The sequence below is a fragment of the Citrobacter pasteurii genome (assembly GCF_019047765.1).
Classification (GTDB): Bacteria; Pseudomonadota; Gammaproteobacteria; order Enterobacterales; family Enterobacteriaceae; genus Citrobacter; species Citrobacter pasteurii.
Genome location: NZ_CP077262.1, coordinates 692959 through 708780 on the forward strand (window position 1 = coordinate 692959; position 15822 = coordinate 708780).

15 protein-coding genes, 2 tRNA genes and 2 rRNA genes are annotated in these 15822 nt (G+C 50.5%); 13 read left to right on the top strand and 6 right to left on the bottom strand.

Features of this window, described 5'->3' with window-relative positions; genetic code table 11:
• Positions 1–6: 6 nt before the first annotated feature.
• From I6L54_RS03415 to arfA, 3 genes are read left to right on the top strand one after another with little or no spacing between them, the layout of a single operon-like run.
• Positions 7–375 carry a DnaJ family domain-containing protein gene (locus I6L54_RS03415; RefSeq protein WP_040232014.1) on the top strand — a complete coding sequence of 123 codons (369 nt, stop codon included), beginning with the start codon at positions 7–9 and terminating at the stop codon, positions 373–375.
• A 10-nt stretch (positions 376–385) separates the two neighbouring features.
• Entirely contained in the window at positions 386–811 is a 426-nt protein-coding gene (gene zntR / locus I6L54_RS03420) for a Zn(2+)-responsive transcriptional regulator (RefSeq protein WP_005134075.1), read from the top strand.
• Between the two features lie 57 nt (positions 812–868).
• Entirely contained in the window at positions 869–1087 is a 219-nt protein-coding gene (arfA, locus tag I6L54_RS03425) for an alternative ribosome-rescue factor ArfA (RefSeq protein WP_040232015.1), read from the top strand.
• Here arfA and mscL read toward each other — a convergent pair.
• From mscL to def, 5 genes are all read right to left on the bottom strand, one after another.
• Positions 1084–1497 (bottom strand): large-conductance mechanosensitive channel protein MscL, encoded by a 414-nt coding sequence (gene mscL / locus I6L54_RS03430; protein ID WP_003031152.1) that lies wholly within the window; start codon positions 1495–1497, stop codon positions 1084–1086. The genes arfA and mscL overlap by 4 nt on opposite strands.
• A gap of 141 nt (positions 1498–1638) precedes the next feature.
• A complete protein-coding gene (gene trkA, locus I6L54_RS03435) occupies positions 1639–3015 on the bottom strand; it encodes a Trk system potassium transporter TrkA (RefSeq protein WP_003031153.1) in 1377 nt (458 codons plus the stop codon).
• 21 nt (positions 3016–3036) lie between these two features.
• Positions 3037–4326, bottom strand: a complete 1290-nt coding sequence (rsmB, locus tag I6L54_RS03440; protein ID WP_005134078.1) for a 16S rRNA (cytosine(967)-C(5))-methyltransferase RsmB — start codon at positions 4324–4326, stop codon at positions 3037–3039.
• Between the two features lie 53 nt (positions 4327–4379).
• Positions 4380–5327, bottom strand: coding sequence for a methionyl-tRNA formyltransferase (gene fmt, locus I6L54_RS03445; RefSeq protein ID WP_040232017.1), 948 nt, complete (start codon positions 5325–5327; stop codon positions 4380–4382).
• A gap of 14 nt (positions 5328–5341) precedes the next feature.
• The gene (gene def / locus I6L54_RS03450) at positions 5342–5851 is read right to left on the bottom strand and encodes a peptide deformylase (RefSeq protein ID WP_040232019.1); all 510 of its coding nucleotides are present in this window, start codon (positions 5849–5851) and stop codon (positions 5342–5344) included.
• Between the two features lie 129 nt (positions 5852–5980).
• Here def and dprA point away from each other — a divergent pair, with 129 nt between their 5' ends.
• Genes dprA through I6L54_RS03480 form a run of 6 tightly spaced genes read left to right on the top strand, consistent with a single transcriptional unit; the run spans position 5981 to position 9773 of the window.
• Complete coding sequence (gene dprA / locus I6L54_RS03455; RefSeq protein ID WP_005134082.1) at positions 5981–7105, top strand: DNA-protecting protein DprA; 1125 nt, start codon at positions 5981–5983, stop codon at positions 7103–7105.
• The gene (smg, locus tag I6L54_RS03460; protein ID WP_005134083.1) at positions 7077–7550 is read left to right on the top strand and encodes a DUF494 family protein Smg; all 474 of its coding nucleotides are present in this window, start codon (positions 7077–7079) and stop codon (positions 7548–7550) included. Before dprA ends, smg begins: the two co-directional genes overlap by 29 nt.
• 26 nt (positions 7551–7576) lie before the next feature.
• A complete protein-coding gene (locus tag I6L54_RS03465) occupies positions 7577–8119 on the top strand; it encodes a DNA topoisomerase family protein (protein WP_040232020.1) in 543 nt (180 codons plus the stop codon).
• A gap of 4 nt (positions 8120–8123) precedes the next feature.
• The gene (tsaC, locus tag I6L54_RS03470) at positions 8124–8696 is read left to right on the top strand and encodes an L-threonylcarbamoyladenylate synthase type 1 TsaC (RefSeq protein WP_005134086.1); all 573 of its coding nucleotides are present in this window, start codon (positions 8124–8126) and stop codon (positions 8694–8696) included.
• Between the two features lies 1 nt (position 8697).
• Positions 8698–9519, top strand: coding sequence for a shikimate dehydrogenase (gene aroE, locus I6L54_RS03475; RefSeq protein WP_040232022.1), 822 nt, complete (start codon positions 8698–8700; stop codon positions 9517–9519).
• A complete protein-coding gene (locus I6L54_RS03480) occupies positions 9516–9773 on the top strand; it encodes a DUF1488 family protein (protein ID WP_005134093.1) in 258 nt (85 codons plus the stop codon). Before aroE ends, I6L54_RS03480 begins: the two co-directional genes overlap by 4 nt.
• On the opposite strand, the gene I6L54_RS03485 is transcribed toward I6L54_RS03480, so the two are convergent.
• Positions 9749–10303 carry a gamma carbonic anhydrase family protein gene (locus tag I6L54_RS03485; protein ID WP_005134094.1) on the bottom strand — a complete coding sequence of 185 codons (555 nt, stop codon included), beginning with the start codon at positions 10301–10303 and terminating at the stop codon, positions 9749–9751. The genes I6L54_RS03480 and I6L54_RS03485 overlap by 25 nt on opposite strands.
• Before the next feature lie 470 nt (positions 10304–10773).
• Here I6L54_RS03485 and I6L54_RS03490 point away from each other — a divergent pair.
• The 4 genes from I6L54_RS03490 to I6L54_RS03505 all read left to right on the top strand — a co-directional run bounded on the left by I6L54_RS03490 (position 10774) and on the right by I6L54_RS03505 (position 15749).
• A 16S ribosomal RNA gene (locus tag I6L54_RS03490) occupies positions 10774–12315 on the top strand.
• Between the two features lie 71 nt (positions 12316–12386).
• Positions 12387–12463, top strand: a tRNA-Ile gene (locus I6L54_RS03495).
• Positions 12464–12568: 105 nt separating this feature from the next.
• Positions 12569–12644, top strand: a tRNA-Ala gene (locus I6L54_RS03500).
• A 198-nt stretch (positions 12645–12842) separates the two neighbouring features.
• Positions 12843–15749: ribosomal RNA gene (locus I6L54_RS03505) — 23S ribosomal RNA — on the top strand.
• The 16S and 23S rRNA genes sit together here with 2 tRNA genes alongside, the layout of an rRNA operon.
• Positions 15750–15822: the final 73 nt, after the last annotated feature.

Here is a 15822-nt window from a genome sequence, read left to right on the forward strand (position 1 = left end):
TGTTGTATGTGGTTACTGGACCAGTGGGCAGAGCGGCATATTATTGATGCACAGTCTAAAGGTGAGTTTGATGGTTTGCCTGGTGCAGGTGAGCCGTTGGTTCTTGATGACGATTCCCATGTTCCGCCGGAACTGCGAGCCGGATTCCGTTTATTAAAAAATGCAGGCTGTCTTCCTCCTGAGCTTGAGCAGCGCAGAGAGGCAATACAGCTGCTTGAATTACTCGCAGGGATCCGCAAAGATGATCCTGGTTATCAGGAGGTAAGTCGAAGACTGTCACTACTGGAACTCAAACTCCGACAGGCTGGAGTCAGCACCGAGTTTTTACACGGTGAATATGCAGATAAGCTGCTACAGAAGATCAATGACGATTAGCGGAGAGAGCATGTACCGTATTGGAGAATTAGCGAAACTGGCTGACGTGACGCCTGATACTATCCGCTACTATGAAAAGCAGCAGATGATGGAACATGAAATACGTACAGAAGGTGGGTTTCGCCTCTATACAGAAAGCGATCTGCAACGGCTGAAGTTTATTCGTTACGCGAGACAGCTAGGCTTTACGCTTGAGTCTATCCGTGAATTACTTTCGATCCGTGTCGACCCAGAGCACCATACCTGCCAGGAATCAAAAGGGATTGTTCAGGAAAGATTGCAGGAAGTCGAAGCCCGTATAGCCGAACTTCAAACGATGCAACGATCGTTGCAGCGATTGAATGATGCATGCTGTGGAAAGGCACATAGCAGCGTTTACTGCTCTATCCTTGAAGCTCTTGAACAAGGCGCCAGCGGAACAACATCAGGCTGTTGATTTATTGAACGGTCAGGTCTACACTCGCGGCGTAAATTATTACAAACTGGAGATATTATGAGTCGTTATCAGCACACCAAAGGGCAGATAAAGGACAACGCCATTGAGGCGCTACTGCATGATCCACTGTTCAGGCAGCGAGTTGAGAAAAATAAAAAAGGGAAAGGTAGTTACCTGCGTAAAGGTAAACATGGCAATCGGGGTAACTGGGAGGCCAGTGGCAAGAAAGTGAATCACTTTTTTACCACTGGCCTTCTTGTTTCAGTGAGCGTTTAAGAACGATTATTCTGTTCTTTCAGCAGGTCACGAATTTCACTCAGCAATACTTCTTCTTTCGAGGGAGCTGGCGGTGCAGCCGGCTCTTCCGCTTTTTTACGATTCAGTTTGTTGATCAGTTTGATTGCCATAAAGATAGCAAACGCCACAATAATGAAATCAAATACGTTCTGAATAAATACACCGTAATGCATAACGACAGCCGGGATGTCTCCCTGCGCATCGCGTAATGTCAAAGCAAACTGTTTAAAATCGATCCCACCAATTAACAATCCCAGCGGCGGCATGATGATATCGGCAACCAGCGATGAAACAATCTTACCGAATGCCGCACCAATAATGACACCCACTGCCAAATCGACAACATTCCCGCGCATCGCGAATTCGCGAAACTCTTTAATAATGCTCATTTTATTCTCCCTATGCAGCTGACGTTTATAAGTTTAACAAATGTTAAGACATTTTCCATTTATGTATTGCTGAAAGGAAAATTTATTAGACCATGAAAAGTAAAGGGAAATATAATGGGCGCTACATAAGCGCCCGAATATTTACAGGAAGAAGGGGCTTGGCTGGAATAGCCGTTCGACGTCAGTAATAAACTTTTTGTCTGTCAGGAACATGATAACGTGATCACCCTGCTCAATACGCAGGTTGTCATTGGCTATCATCACGTCGTTACCTCGCACTACCGCACCAATAATGGTTCCAGGGGGAAGTTTAATTTCATCAATTGAACGTCCCACAACCCGAGATGTTGTTTCATCCCCGTGTGCGACGGCTTCAATGGCTTCCGCGACGCCACGGCGTAGTGAAGAAACACCGACAATGTCAGCTTTACGTACGTGACTGAGCAGCGCGGAGATGGTCGCCTGCTGCGGTGAAATAGCAATATCGATCACGCTACCTTGCACCAGATCGACGTATGCTCTGCGTTGGATTAACACCATCACTTTCTTGGCACCCATCCGTTTGGCAAGCATCGCCGACATGATATTCGCTTCATCATCGTTGGTCACTGCGATGAACAGATCAACTTGATCGATATGTTCTTCGGCCAGTAACTCTTGATCCGAAGCATCACCAAAAAAGACGATCGTATTTTGCAGTTTCTCTGCAAGTTCGGATGCTCGCTGTTGATTACGTTCGATCAGTTTGACGCTGTAATCTTTTTCCAGACGACGTGCCAGACCCGCGCCGATATTACCGCCGCCTACTAACATAATGCGTTTGTACGGTTTTTCCAGACGCTGCAATTCGCTCATTACGGCGCGAATATGCTGTGATGCTGCGATAAAGAAGACTTCATCACCCGCTTCAACAATGGTAGAACCTTGCGGACGGATCGGTCTGTCATGACGGAAAATCGCCGCCACGCGGGTATCAATGTGCGGCATATGTTCACGCATTGTCGACAGTGCATTGCCGATCAATGGCCCGCCGTAATAGGCTTTGACCACCGCCAGACTGACTTTACCTTCGGCAAAATTTACCACCTGCAACGCACCAGGGTACTCAATTAGTCGATAAATGCTATCGATAACCAGTTGCTCAGGCGCAATCAGGTGATCGATAGGTACCGCATCGGATTGGAATAGCTTATCCGCATCACGAACGTAATCCGGTGAACGAATACGGGCGATGCGATTAGGTGTATTAAACAGTGAATAAGCTACCTGGCAGGCAACCATATTTGTTTCATCTGAGCTGGTTACGGCAACCAGCATATCGGCATCGTCGGCTCCAGCTTCACGCAGTACGCGAGGATGTGAACCGTGCCCTTGCACGACGCGGAGATCAAACTTGTCCTGCAGGCTGCGCAGGCGCTCACCATTGGTATCGACTACCGTGATATCGTTGTTCTCTCCGACCAGGTTTTCAGCCAGCGTACCGCCAACTTGCCCTGCGCCCAGAATGATAATTTTCATCAGTCGCGACCCGTTATCTCATCACTTTTTGATTAGCTTAGCGTAAAAGAAGCCATCACCATCTTCCGCTCCCGGTAAATTCTGACGTCCGGGTTTTTCCGGCGTACCGGTTTCGCTTAATACCGCATCTGGCGTGCATGCCAGGAAGGCAGCAATTTGCTGCTGGTTTTCTTCTGGCAGGATAGAGCACGTTGCATAAACCAGCGTGCCGCCAGGTTTAAGATGTAACCAGGTTGCATTCAGGATCTCGGCCTGCAACTGCGCAAGTTCGGCAATATCCCGGTCGCGACGCAGCCATTTGATGTCTGGATGGCGACGAATAACGCCGGTGGCAGAACACGGAGCATCCAGCAAAATACGGTCAAACTGTTGTTCGCCACACCATTGCTGTGGATATCGACCATCACCCTGTTTTACGGTTGCCTTCATGCCCAGACGTTTAAGATTGTCGTAAACGCGCGATAAGCGTTTCTCATCGACATCGACGGCCATTACGTTAGCGTGCGGAGCAACTTCCAGAATGTGAGTGGTTTTCCCGCCCGGCGCGCAGCACAAGTCGAGAATTTGTTCGCCGTCCTCCGGCAATAGATAGGTTACGCATCCTTGAGCCGAAGCATCCTGGACGGTTACCCAACCTTCGTCAAAACCAGGCAGTGCGTGCACAGGAGTCGGCGTTTCCAGACGCACTGCATCGGGATAATCCGGATGCGGGAAGCCGGTTAATCCCGCTTCGCTAAGCAGATCCAGCCAGGCATCGCGCGTATGGTGATTACGATTGACACGCAGCCACATCGGTGGTCTTTGGTTATTGGCTTCAAGAATGGCTTCCCACTGCTGCGGATAAGCGGCCTTAATACGTTTCACCAGCCAGGAGGGGTGTAAGAAACGTAAATCGCTTTGCGCGAACTCGGCCAGCAGTTCATCCTGACGGCGTTGAAACTGGCGCAATACGCCGTTGATCAGCCCTTTTAACTGCGGGCGCTTAATAATGACCGCGCCTTCTACGGTCTCTGCCAATGCAGCATGCGGTGGAATACGGGTATGCAGCAGTTGGTAGAAGCCCACCATGATCAGATAGTGAACGGTGCGCTGTTTGCCCGTCATTGGACGTTCCATCAACTGCTGGATCATCCACTCCAGCTGGGAGAGCGTACGCAATACACCGAAGCAAAGTTCCTGCAACAGCGCTTTGTCTTTATCAGCAACTTTTTGCTGCATGGCGGGCAGCACGTTACTCAACGATTGGCCCTTTTCGACAACCTGTTCGACAGCCTGGGCCGCCATACTGCGTAAATTAAGATGTTTTTTCATAAGCGCAAAAATAAAAATGCCCGGAGGCTCCGGGCTTTAAAAGAGATGAACCGTCAGATCAGACGATTCCCGGGCACAAACCACTCCCGACGCGAATTGAGCAGATCCTGTGCGCTCATCGCTTTCTTACCGGCAGGCTGTAAAGCGATGAGATTCAGGATGCCGTCGCCTGTTGCGACCTGGATGCCCTGCTTTGTCGCCTCGAGGATGGTGCCTGGTGCAGACTGTGTGTTCACAGCAATAACAGAAGCTTTCCAGACTTTCACTGGCTGACCTTCGATTTCAAGCCAGCTCATTGGCCACGGGTTAAAGGCGCGGATACATCGTTCCAGCTGAGCGGCCGAAAGCGACCAGTCGATACGTGCCTCTTCTTTGCTGAGTTTTTCTGCATGTGTAACCAGAGATTCATCCTGAACAACTGGTTTTATTGTGCCAGCAGCAAGCTGTTTTAGCGTTTCAATCAGCCCCTGAGGCCCTAAATCTGCCAGCTTGTCGTATAACGAACCGCTGGTATCTTCTGCCGTAATTGGGCACGACAGCTTATGCAGCATATCGCCTGTGTCCAGACCGATATCCATCTGCATGATGGTTACACCGGTTTCGGTGTCGCCTGCCCACAATGAACGCTGGATCGGCGCGGCCCCACGCCAGCGTGGAAGCAGAGAACCGTGAACGTTGATACAACCCAGACGCGGCATGTCCAGTACGGCTTTTGGCAGAATCAGGCCATATGCCACCACCACCATTACATCTGCGTGCAGATCAGAAACCAGTTGTTGGTTTTCCTGAGGGCGAAGAGATACAGGTTGGAAAACGGGTATCCCTTTTTCTTCCGCCAGCACTTTTACCGGGCTGGGCATCAGCTTTTTACCACGTCCCGCAGGGCGGTCCGGTTGGGTAAACACCCCAACGACGTTATGTCCAGAAGACAACAGCGCGTCGAGATGACGCGCTGCAAAGTCAGGTGTACCCGCAAAAATAATACGTAGTGAGTCTGACACGTTGATTCTTGTCCTTAAGCTCGGGCGTTCAGGCGGTCGAGTTTTTCAACTTTCTGACGAATACGTTGTTGCTTCAACGGAGACAGATAATCGATAAACAGTTTACCGACCAGGTGATCCATTTCATGTTGGATGCAGATAGCCAACAGGCCGTCGGCCTCCAGTTCAAAAGGCTTGCCGTCGCGATCGAGCGCACGAATTTTTACTTTTTCAGCGCGCGGTACTAATGCACGTTGTTCAGGAATAGACAGGCAGCCTTCTTCAATGCCGGTTTCGCCGTCTTTCTCCAGCAGCTCTGGGTTAATGAGTACCAGACGCTCGTCACGGTTTTCAGAGACATCAATAACAATGATGCGCTGATGAATATCGACCTGTGTTGCCGCCAGACCGATACCTTCTTCGGCGTACATCGTTTCGAACATATCATCAACGATACGCTGAATTTCTGCATTCACTTCTTCAACCGGCTTTGCGACTTTGCGAAGACGCTCGTCCGGAATATGTAACACTTGCAAAACTGACATAGTTATCCAGAGTTGTGTTCAGGAATTGGAAAGATTATTACCTCTATTCTAGACAAAACCCGCTCTGATTGACAGCATCAGTGACCAATCGCAAAGATTGCCAGGACTGCTTGTGGCGGGGGAACAGGGATGACCCATATTGAGATTTGGTTACGTTTAGCACAAGTGAATGAACTGTATGGTGATGAGATGGTGCGCACTGCTCACTGGCTTATCGCTCAACCGAGTATTAATAATACGGTACTTCGGCATGCAGGGCTCACTCCTCGCCAGGTCGAACGTTTTCAGGCCTTTTCTGAGCAGTCATTGGAAAAAACGCTGCGTTGGCTTGAGTTACCCCATCATCATCTGGTTTTTGCCGACAGCAAGTATTTTCCGCCACAGCTGCGTGCTATTGAGGATTACCCTGGCGTACTTTTCATTGTTGGCCACCCTGAGTGTCTTCACTCATTTCAAGTTGCTGTTGTCGGCAGTCGGCAGTACTCCTGGTATGGCGAACGATGGGCGCGGCTGTTCTGTGAAAAGCTTGCAGCATGTGGTGTGACGATCACTAGCGGACTGGCTAAAGGGATTGACGGTGTGGCGCATACTGCAGCGATAAACACACACGGGGCCAGTATTGCGGTACTGGGAAATGGTCTGGAAACCATATATCCACGGCGACATGTTCGTCTTGCTGAAAGTTTGATAGAGGCCGGAGGCGCGCTGGTGTCCGAGTTTCCTTTGGATATGCTCCCGTTACCGCGTAATTTTCCCCGACGAAATCGCATTATTAGTGGTCTAAGTAAGGGAGTACTGGTTGTTGAAGCGGCACAGCGTAGTGGCTCATTAGTCACTGCACGCTGTGCGCTGGAACAAGGACGGGAGGTTTTTGCTTTGCCTGGACCGATAGGGAGCCCGGGAAGTGAAGGTCCCCATTGGCTCATTCAGCAGGGAGCCATGCTTGTGACGGCACCAGAGGAAATACTGGAAAGTTTGCAATATGGGCTGCAATGGTTGCCAGATGAGCCTGAAAAATCAATTTATTCGCCGGATCACGAAGAGGTGGCATTGCCATTTTCAGAGCTCCTGGCTAACGTAGGAGATGAGGTAACACCTGTTGACGTCGTCGCTGAACGTGCCGGCCAACCTGTGCCAGTGATAGTGGCTCAACTGCTCGAACTGGAGTTAGCAGGATGGATCGCAGCTGTACCCGGCGGCTATGTCCGATTGAGGAGGGCAAGCCATGTTCGACGTACTAATGTATTTGTTTGAGACATATATCCATAACGAAGCTGAGCTGCGTGTGGATCAGGACAAACTGGAACGGGATCTTACCGACGCTGGTTTTGATCGTGAAGACATCTACAACGCGTTACTGTGGCTGGAAAAACTTGCTGATTATCAGGACGGCCTTGCAGAACCTATGCAGCTTGCATCAGATCCCCTTTCTGTACGTATTTATACTGCAGAAGAGTGCGATCGGCTGGATGCGAGCTGTCGGGGGTTCCTGCTATTCCTGGAGCAGATTCAGGTGCTAAACCTCGAAACGCGAGAAATGGTGATAGAGCGCGTACTTGCGCTGGATACGGCTGAGTTTGATCTGGAAGACCTGAAGTGGGTGATCCTGATGGTTCTGTTCAACATTCCAGGCTGCGAAAATGCCTATCAGCAAATGGAAGAATTACTCTTTGAAGTGAATGAAGGTATGCTGCATTAATCAATCTTCATTCAGTATGAGTTGTTATGGCTAAATCAGCACTGTTTACGGTGCGTAAAAACGAGCCCTGCCCACAATGTGGGGCTGAACTGGTTATTCGTTCCGGGAAACACGGCCCGTTTCTTGGTTGCTCACACTATCCAGAATGCGATTATGTCCGTCCGCTGAAATCATCTGCGGACGGACATATAGTCAAAGTTCTGGAGGGTAAATTCTGCCCTACATGTGGCGCTGAACTGGTGCTGAGGCAGGGACGATTCGGTATGTTTATTGGGTGCAGTGATTACCCTGCCTGCGATCACACTGAGCTTATCGATAAGCCTGATGAAACCGCAATAGTATGCCCCCAATGCCAGACGGGCCATTTGGTTCAGCGGCGTTCACGTTATGGCAAAACCTTCTACTCCTGCGATCGCTATCCGGAGTGTCAGTTTGTCATTAACTTCAAACCGTTAGCGGGAGAGTGTCCAGAGTGCCACTATCCGCTACTCATCGAAAAGAAAACCGCGCAGGGTGCGAAGCATTTCTGTGCCAGTAAACAATGTGGAAAGCCGATCCCGGCGGAATAAAAAAGTGAATAAAAACCTGCCTACAGACCCTATCGCTGCCGCGATAGAGGTTCTGCAACAAGAAAATGTCATCGCTTATCCAACAGAAGCCGTTTTTGGTGTCGGTTGCAATCCTGACAGCGAAACGGCGGTAATGCGTCTGTTGGAACTCAAACAACGTCCAATTGATAAAGGTTTGATTTTGATTGCGGCAAACTTTGATCAACTCAAACCGTATATTGATGACAGTATGCTCACCGATGCTCAACGTGAAGCTGTTTTCGCACGCTGGCCTGGCCCTGTCACCTTCGTTTTCCCGGCTCCTGCGACAACGCCGCGTTGGCTAACCGGTCGTTTTGATTCGCTCGCCGTGCGCGTCACGGATCACCCGCTGGTGGTTGCATTGTGCCAGGCTTATGGCAAGCCATTAGTTTCTACAAGTGCCAATCTGAGTGGGCTGGCACCCTGCAGAACGGTAGAGGAAGTACGAGCGCAGTTCGGGGAAGATTTTCCAGTGGTTGAAGGTAATACCGGCGGACGTTTGAATCCCTCGGAAATCAGAGATGCTTTGACGGGTGAACAGTTTCGACAGGGGTAATATGAAAGAAGCCTATGCTGTTTTTGGTAATCCGGTAGCGCACAGCAAATCGCCTTTTATTCATCAGCAATTTGCAGAGCAGCTGAAGATTGATCACTCTTATGGTCGGGTGTTGGCGCCCATCAATAACTTTGTGAATACGCTCAATGCCTTTTTTGCTGATGGGGGGAAAGGGGCTAATGTTACCGTTCCTTTTAAAGAAGAGGCGTTTGCGCGTGCTGATGAACTCACAGAGCGGGCATCGCTGGCTGGGGCGGTCAATACTCTAAAACGGCTGGAGGATGGGCGTTTACTGGGTGATAACACCGATGGTATCGGCCTGCTTAGCGATCTTGAGCGTTTGTCTTTCATTCATCCCGGGTCTCGTATCCTGTTGATTGGGGCTGGCGGAGCGTCCCGTGGCGTGTTGCTGCCTCTCTTGTCTATGGATTGCGCGGTGACTATTGTTAATCGTACCGCCTCACGTGCTGAAGAATTGGCGCAGATCTTCTCCCATACCGGCAGCGTTCAGGCGGTAGGAATGGATGAGCTGGATAATTACACCTTCGATCTGATCATCAACGCAACGTCCAGTGGTATTAGCGGTGATGTTCCAGCCATTCCTGCATCGCTTATTCATCCTTCGGTCTATTGCTACGACATGTTCTATCAAAAGGGTAATACCCCGTTCCTTTCATGGTGCGTATCGCATAGTGCAAAACATTGTGCCGATGGTTTGGGAATGCTGGTGGGGCAAGCGGCACATGCTGTTTTGCTCTGGCATGGTGTACTGCCGGAGATTGAGCCTGTGATTAAAACACTGCAACAGGAACTTTCTGCATGAATCAGGCGATTCAATTCCCTGATAGGGAAGAGTGGGTGGCGGATATTAATTCCGTCGTCTTCCCTGCGATGGTTCATGGCATGCAGCTAAAATGTGCCATAAAAGGAGAGACGTTGGCGCATCGCTTTGGTGGCGACACGCCTGAACAGTGGCTTGAAACTTTTCGCGAATATCGCTGGGATCTGGAAGAAGAGGCTGAAGCATTGATCCAGGACCAGCAGGAAGACTCTCAGGGTTGGGTCTGGTTATCCTGACCTAAATACTCATCTTTCCACTTCACGTAGTTGTCAGCAGAGTACTGTAGGCCTGCTTTCTCTTCGTCAGTTAGTGGGCGGATTTGTTTAACCGGGCTTCCCAGATACAGATATCCGCTCTCCAGGCGCCTATTTTGCGGGACCAGACTTCCCGCTCCGATCATGACGTCATCTTCTACTACTACGCCATCGAGCAAAATCGATCCCATACCGACTAAAACGCGGTTGCCAATGATGCAACCGTGCAACATGACTTTATGACCGACCGTCACATCCTCGCCTACGATCAGAGGGTTACCTTGCGGATTAGATGTGGATTTATGTGTGACATGCAGCACGCTGCCATCCTGAATGTTCGTACGGGCGCCAATCTGTACGTAGTTCACGTCGCCACGAATCGCAACCAGTGGCCAAATCCCGACATCATCAGCCAGACGAGCATCGCCAATGACAACACTACTACTATCGATCATGACGCGTTTGCCGATCTGTGGGAAAAGATCCTTATAAGGACGCAGTACATCAGACATGTTTACCTCAATGAAAATAGGGCGGTAATGAAGACTTTGGTTGGATTATTGAGACTGTGCAAGTGATTTAGTTATCAAAAATCAGCCAAATTGCACAGGAATGTAGCGAAAGGAGTGAAAAACAAGCATTCGGCAAAAAAGATCTAAAAAACACTTGTGCTAAAAAATGGGATCCCTATAATGCGCCTCCATCGACACGGCGGATGTGAATCACTTCACGCAAACAGCCGGTCCGGTTGAAGAGAAAAATCCTGAAATTCAGGGTTGACTCTGAAAGAGGAAAGCGTAATATACGCCACCTCGCGACAGAGCGCTAAAGCGCGTCGCAACTGCTCTTTAACAATTTATCAGACAATCTGTGTGGGCACTCGAAGATACGGATTCTTAACGTCGCAAGACGAAAAATGAATACCAAGTCTCTGAGTGAACACGTAATTCATTACGAAGTTTAATTCACGAGCATCAAACTTAAATTGAAGAGTTTGATCATGGCTCAGATTGAACGCTGGCGGCAGGCCTAACACATGCAAGTCGAACGGTAGCACAGAGGAGCTTGCTCCTTGGGTGACGAGTGGCGGACGGGTGAGTAATGTCTGGGAAACTGCCCGATGGAGGGGGATAACTACTGGAAACGGTAGCTAATACCGCATAACGTCGCAAGACCAAAGAGGGGGACCTTCGGGCCTCTTGCCATCGGATGTGCCCAGATGGGATTAGCTAGTAGGTGGGGTAACGGCTCACCTAGGCGACGATCCCTAGCTGGTCTGAGAGGATGACCAGCCACACTGGAACTGAGACACGGTCCAGACTCCTACGGGAGGCAGCAGTGGGGAATATTGCACAATGGGCGCAAGCCTGATGCAGCCATGCCGCGTGTATGAAGAAGGCCTTCGGGTTGTAAAGTACTTTCAGCGAGGAGGAAGGCGTTGTGGTTAATAACCGCAGCGATTGACGTTACTCGCAGAAGAAGCACCGGCTAACTCCGTGCCAGCAGCCGCGGTAATACGGAGGGTGCAAGCGTTAATCGGAATTACTGGGCGTAAAGCGCACGCAGGCGGTCTGTCAAGTCGGATGTGAAATCCCCGGGCTCAACCTGGGAACTGCATCCGAAACTGGCAGGCTAGAGTCTTGTAGAGGGGGGTAGAATTCCAGGTGTAGCGGTGAAATGCGTAGAGATCTGGAGGAATACCGGTGGCGAAGGCGGCCCCCTGGACAAAGACTGACGCTCAGGTGCGAAAGCGTGGGGAGCAAACAGGATTAGATACCCTGGTAGTCCACGCCGTAAACGATGTCGACTTGGAGGTTGTGCCCTTGAGGCGTGGCTTCCGGAGCTAACGCGTTAAGTCGACCGCCTGGGGAGTACGGCCGCAAGGTTAAAACTCAAATGAATTGACGGGGGCCCGCACAAGCGGTGGAGCATGTGGTTTAATTCGATGCAACGCGAAGAACCTTACCTACTCTTGACATCCACGGAATTTAGCAGAGATGCTTTAGTGCCTTCGGGAACCGTGAGACAGGTGCTGCATGGCTGTCGTCAGCTCGTGTTGTGAAATGTTGGGTTAAGTCCCGCAACGAGCGCAACCCTTATCCTTTGTTGCCAGCGGTCCGGCCGGGAACTCAAAGGAGACTGCCAGTGATAAACTGGAGGAAGGTGGGGATGACGTCAAGTCATCATGGCCCTTACGAGTAGGGCTACACACGTGCTACAATGGCATATACAAAGAGAAGCGACCTCGCGAGAGCAAGCGGACCTCATAAAGTATGTCGTAGTCCGGATTGGAGTCTGCAACTCGACTCCATGAAGTCGGAATCGCTAGTAATCGTGGATCAGAATGCCACGGTGAATACGTTCCCGGGCCTTGTACACACCGCCCGTCACACCATGGGAGTGGGTTGCAAAAGAAGTAGGTAGCTTAACCTTCGGGAGGGCGCTTACCACTTTGTGATTCATGACTGGGGTGAAGTCGTAACAAGGTAACCGTAGGGGAACCTGCGGTTGGATCACCTCCTTACCTTAAAGAAGCGTTCTTTGTAGTGCTCACACAGATTGTCTGATGAAAATTAGCAGTAAGAAAATCTCTGCAGGCTTGTAGCTCAGGTGGTTAGAGCGCACCCCTGATAAGGGTGAGGTCGGTGGTTCAAGTCCACTCAGGCCTACCAAATTCTTTCTGATACCGCGTTGTGAAACGACTCGCATACTTCAGTATGCTTCGCCGCTCCACGCCTTGTCTCAGCAAGAATTAAGGTGAATGAGATAACTACGATGGGGCTATAGCTCAGCTGGGAGAGCGCCTGCTTTGCACGCAGGAGGTCTGCGGTTCGATCCCGCATAGCTCCACCATCTTTACTGCAACAATACAAGAAAACTTCAGAGTGTACCTGAAAAGGTTCACTGCGAAGTTTTGCTCTTTAAAAATCTGGATCAAGCTGAAAATTGAAACGACACACTGTTTCATTTCTCCGTAATAAGAAATGAAAAGCGGTGTGTTCGAGTCTCTCAAATTTTCACAATCAGAAGTGAAACATCTTCGGGTTGTGAGGTTAAGCGACTAAGCGTACACGGTGGATGCCCTGGCAGTCAGAGGCGATGAAGGACGTGCTAATCTGCGATAAGCGTCGGTAAGGTGATATGAACCGTTATAACCGGCGATTTCCGAATGGGGAAACCCAGTGTGATTCGTCACACTATCATTACGTGAATACATAGCGTAATGAAGCGAACCGGGGGAACTGAAACATCTAAGTACCCCGAGGAAAAGAAATCAACCGAGATTCCCCCAGTAGCGGCGAGCGAACGGGGAGCAGCCCAGAGTCTGAATCAGCTTGTGTGTTAGTGGAACGGTCTGGAAAGTCCGACGGTACAGGGTGATAGTCCCGTACACCAAAATGCACAGGCTGTGAACTCGAAGAGTAGGGCGGGACACGTGGTATCCTGTCTGAATATGGGGGGACCATCCTCCAAGGCTAAATACTCCTGACTGACCGATAGTGAACCAGTACCGTGAGGGAAAGGCGAAAAGAACCCCGGCGAGGGGAGTGAAAAAGAACCTGAAACCGTGTACGTACAAGCAGTGGGAGCCTCTTAATGGGGTGACTGCGTACCTTTTGTATAATGGGTCAGCGACTTATATTCTGTAGCAAGGTTAACCGCATAGGGGAGCCGAAGGGAAACCGAGTCTTAACTGGGCGTTAAGTTGCAGGGTATAGACCCGAAACCCGGTGATCTAGCCATGGGCAGGTTGAAGGTTGGGTAACACTAACTGGAGGACCGAACCGACTAATGTTGAAAAATTAGCGGATGACTTGTGGCTGGGGGTGAAAGGCCAATCAAACCGGGAGATAGCTGGTTCTCCCCGAAAGCTATTTAGGTAGCGCCTCGTGAATTCATCTTCGGGGGTAGAGCACTGTTTCGGCTAGGGGGTCATCCCGACTTACCAACCCGATGCAAACTGCGAATACCGAAGAATGTTATCACGGGAGACACACGGCGGGTGCTAACGTCCGTCGTGAAGAGGGAAACAACCCAGACCGCCAGCTAAGGTCCCAAAGTCACAGTTAAGTGGGAAACGATGTGGGAAGGCACAGACAGCCAGGATGTTGGCTTAGAAGCAGCCATCATTTAAAGAAAGCGTAATAGCTCACTGGTCGAGTCGGCCTGCGCGGAAGATGTAACGGGGCTAAACTGTGCACCGAAGCTGCGGCAGCGACACTATGTGTTGTTGGGTAGGGGAGCGTTCTGTAAGCCGTTGAAGGTGTGTCGTGAGGCATGCTGGAGGTATCAGAAGTGCGAATGCTGACATAAGTAACGATAATGCGGGTGAAAAACCCGCACGCCGGAAGACCAAGGGTTCCTGTCCAACGTTAATCGGGGCAGGGTGAGTCGACCCCTAAGGCGAGGCCGAAAGGCGTAGTCGATGGGAAACAGGTTAATATTCCTGTACTTGGTGTTACTGCGAAGGGGGGACGGAGAAGGCTATGTTAGCCGGGCGACGGTTGTCCCGGTTTAAGCATGTAGGCGGAGGTTCCAGGTAAATCCGGTACCTTATTAACGCTGAGGTGTGATGACGAGGCACTACGGTGCTGAAGTAACAAATGCCCTGCTTCCAGGAAAAGCCTCTAAGCATCAGGTAACACGAAATCGTACCCCAAACCGACACAGGTGGTCAGGTAGAGAATACCAAGGCGCTTGAGAGAACTCGGGTGAAGGAACTAGGCAAAATGGTGCCGTAACTTCGGGAGAAGGCACGCTGATATGTAGGTGAAGTGATTTACTCATGGAGCTGAAATCAGTCGAAGATACCAGCTGGCTGCAACTGTTTATTAAAAACACAGCACTGTGCAAACACGAAAGTGGACGTATACGGTGTGACGCCTGCCCGGTGCCGGAAGGTTAATTGATGGGGTTATCCGTAAGGAGAAGCTCTTGATCGAAGCCCCGGTAAACGGCGGCCGTAACTATAACGGTCCTAAGGTAGCGAAATTCCTTGTCGGGTAAGTTCCGACCTGCACGAATGGCGTAATGATGGCCAGGCTGTCTCCACCCGAGACTCAGTGAAATTGAACTCGCTGTGAAGATGCAGTGTACCCGCGGCAAGACGGAAAGACCCCGTGAACCTTTACTATAGCTTGACACTGAACACTGGTCCTTGATGTGTAGGATAGGTGGGAGGCTTTGAAGTGTGGACGCCAGTCTGCATGGAGCCAACCTTGAAATACCACCCTTTAATGGCTGGTGTTCTAACGTGGGCCCGTAATCCGGGTTGCGGACAGTGTCTGGTGGGTAGTTTGACTGGGGCGGTCTCCTCCTAAAGAGTAACGGAGGAGCACGAAGGTTAGCTAATCCTGGTCGGACATCAGGAGGTTAGTGCAAAGGCATAAGCTAGCTTGACTGCGAGAGTGACGGCTCGAGCAGGTGCGAAAGCAGGTCTTAGTGATCCGGTGGTTCTGAATGGAAGGGCCATCGCTCAACGGATAAAAGGTACTCCGGGGATAACAGGCTGATACCGCCCAAGAGTTCATATCGACGGCGGTGTTTGGCACCTCGATGTCGGCTCATCACATCCTGGGGCTGAAGTAGGTCCCAAGGGTATGGCTGTTCGCCATTTAAAGTGGTACGCGAGCTGGGTTTAGAACGTCGTGAGACAGTTCGGTCCCTATCTGCCGTGGGCGCTGGAGAATTGAGGGGGGCTGCTCCTAGTACGAGAGGACCGGAGTGGACGCATCACTGGTGTTCGGGTTGTCATGCCAATGGCATTGCCCGGTAGCTAAATGCGGAAGAGATAAGTGCTGAAAGCATCTAAGCACGAAACTTGCCCCGAGATGAGTTCTCCCTGAGACTTTAAGTCTCCTGAAGGAACGTTGAAGACGACGACGTTGATAGGTCGGGTGTGTAAGTGTAGCGATACATTGAGCTAACCGATACTAATGAACCGTGAGGCTTAACCTTACAACGCCGAAGATGTTTTGGCGGAATTGAGACGATTTTCAGCCTGATTACAGATGACATCGACATGCCAGGG

Bases quoted from the DNA above. Each gene is read 5' to 3' on its own strand.
- I6L54_RS03415 (WP_040232014.1), top strand. From the start codon at position 7: ATGTGGTTACTGGACCAGTGGGCAGAGCGGCATATTATTGATGCACAG.
- zntR (WP_005134075.1), top strand. From the start codon at position 386: ATGTACCGTATTGGAGAATTAGCGAAACTGGCTGACGTGACGCCTGAT.
- arfA (WP_040232015.1), top strand. From the start codon at position 869: ATGAGTCGTTATCAGCACACCAAAGGGCAGATAAAGGACAACGCCATT.
- mscL (WP_003031152.1), bottom strand. From the start codon at position 1,497: ATGAGCATTATTAAAGAGTTTCGCGAATTCGCGATGCGCGGGAATGTT.
- trkA (WP_003031153.1), bottom strand. From the start codon at position 3,015: ATGAAAATTATCATTCTGGGCGCAGGGCAAGTTGGCGGTACGCTGGCT.
- rsmB (WP_005134078.1), bottom strand. From the start codon at position 4,326: ATGAAAAAACATCTTAATTTACGCAGTATGGCGGCCCAGGCTGTCGAA.
- def (WP_040232019.1), bottom strand. From the start codon at position 5,851: ATGTCAGTTTTGCAAGTGTTACATATTCCGGACGAGCGTCTTCGCAAA.
- dprA (WP_005134082.1), top strand. From the start codon at position 5,981: ATGACCCATATTGAGATTTGGTTACGTTTAGCACAAGTGAATGAACTG.
- smg (WP_005134083.1), top strand. From the start codon at position 7,077: ATGTTCGACGTACTAATGTATTTGTTTGAGACATATATCCATAACGAA.
- I6L54_RS03465 (WP_040232020.1), top strand. From the start codon at position 7,577: ATGGCTAAATCAGCACTGTTTACGGTGCGTAAAAACGAGCCCTGCCCA.
- aroE (WP_040232022.1), top strand. From the start codon at position 8,698: ATGAAAGAAGCCTATGCTGTTTTTGGTAATCCGGTAGCGCACAGCAAA.
- I6L54_RS03480 (WP_005134093.1), top strand. From the start codon at position 9,516: ATGAATCAGGCGATTCAATTCCCTGATAGGGAAGAGTGGGTGGCGGAT.
- I6L54_RS03485 (WP_005134094.1), bottom strand. From the start codon at position 10,303: ATGTCTGATGTACTGCGTCCTTATAAGGATCTTTTCCCACAGATCGGC.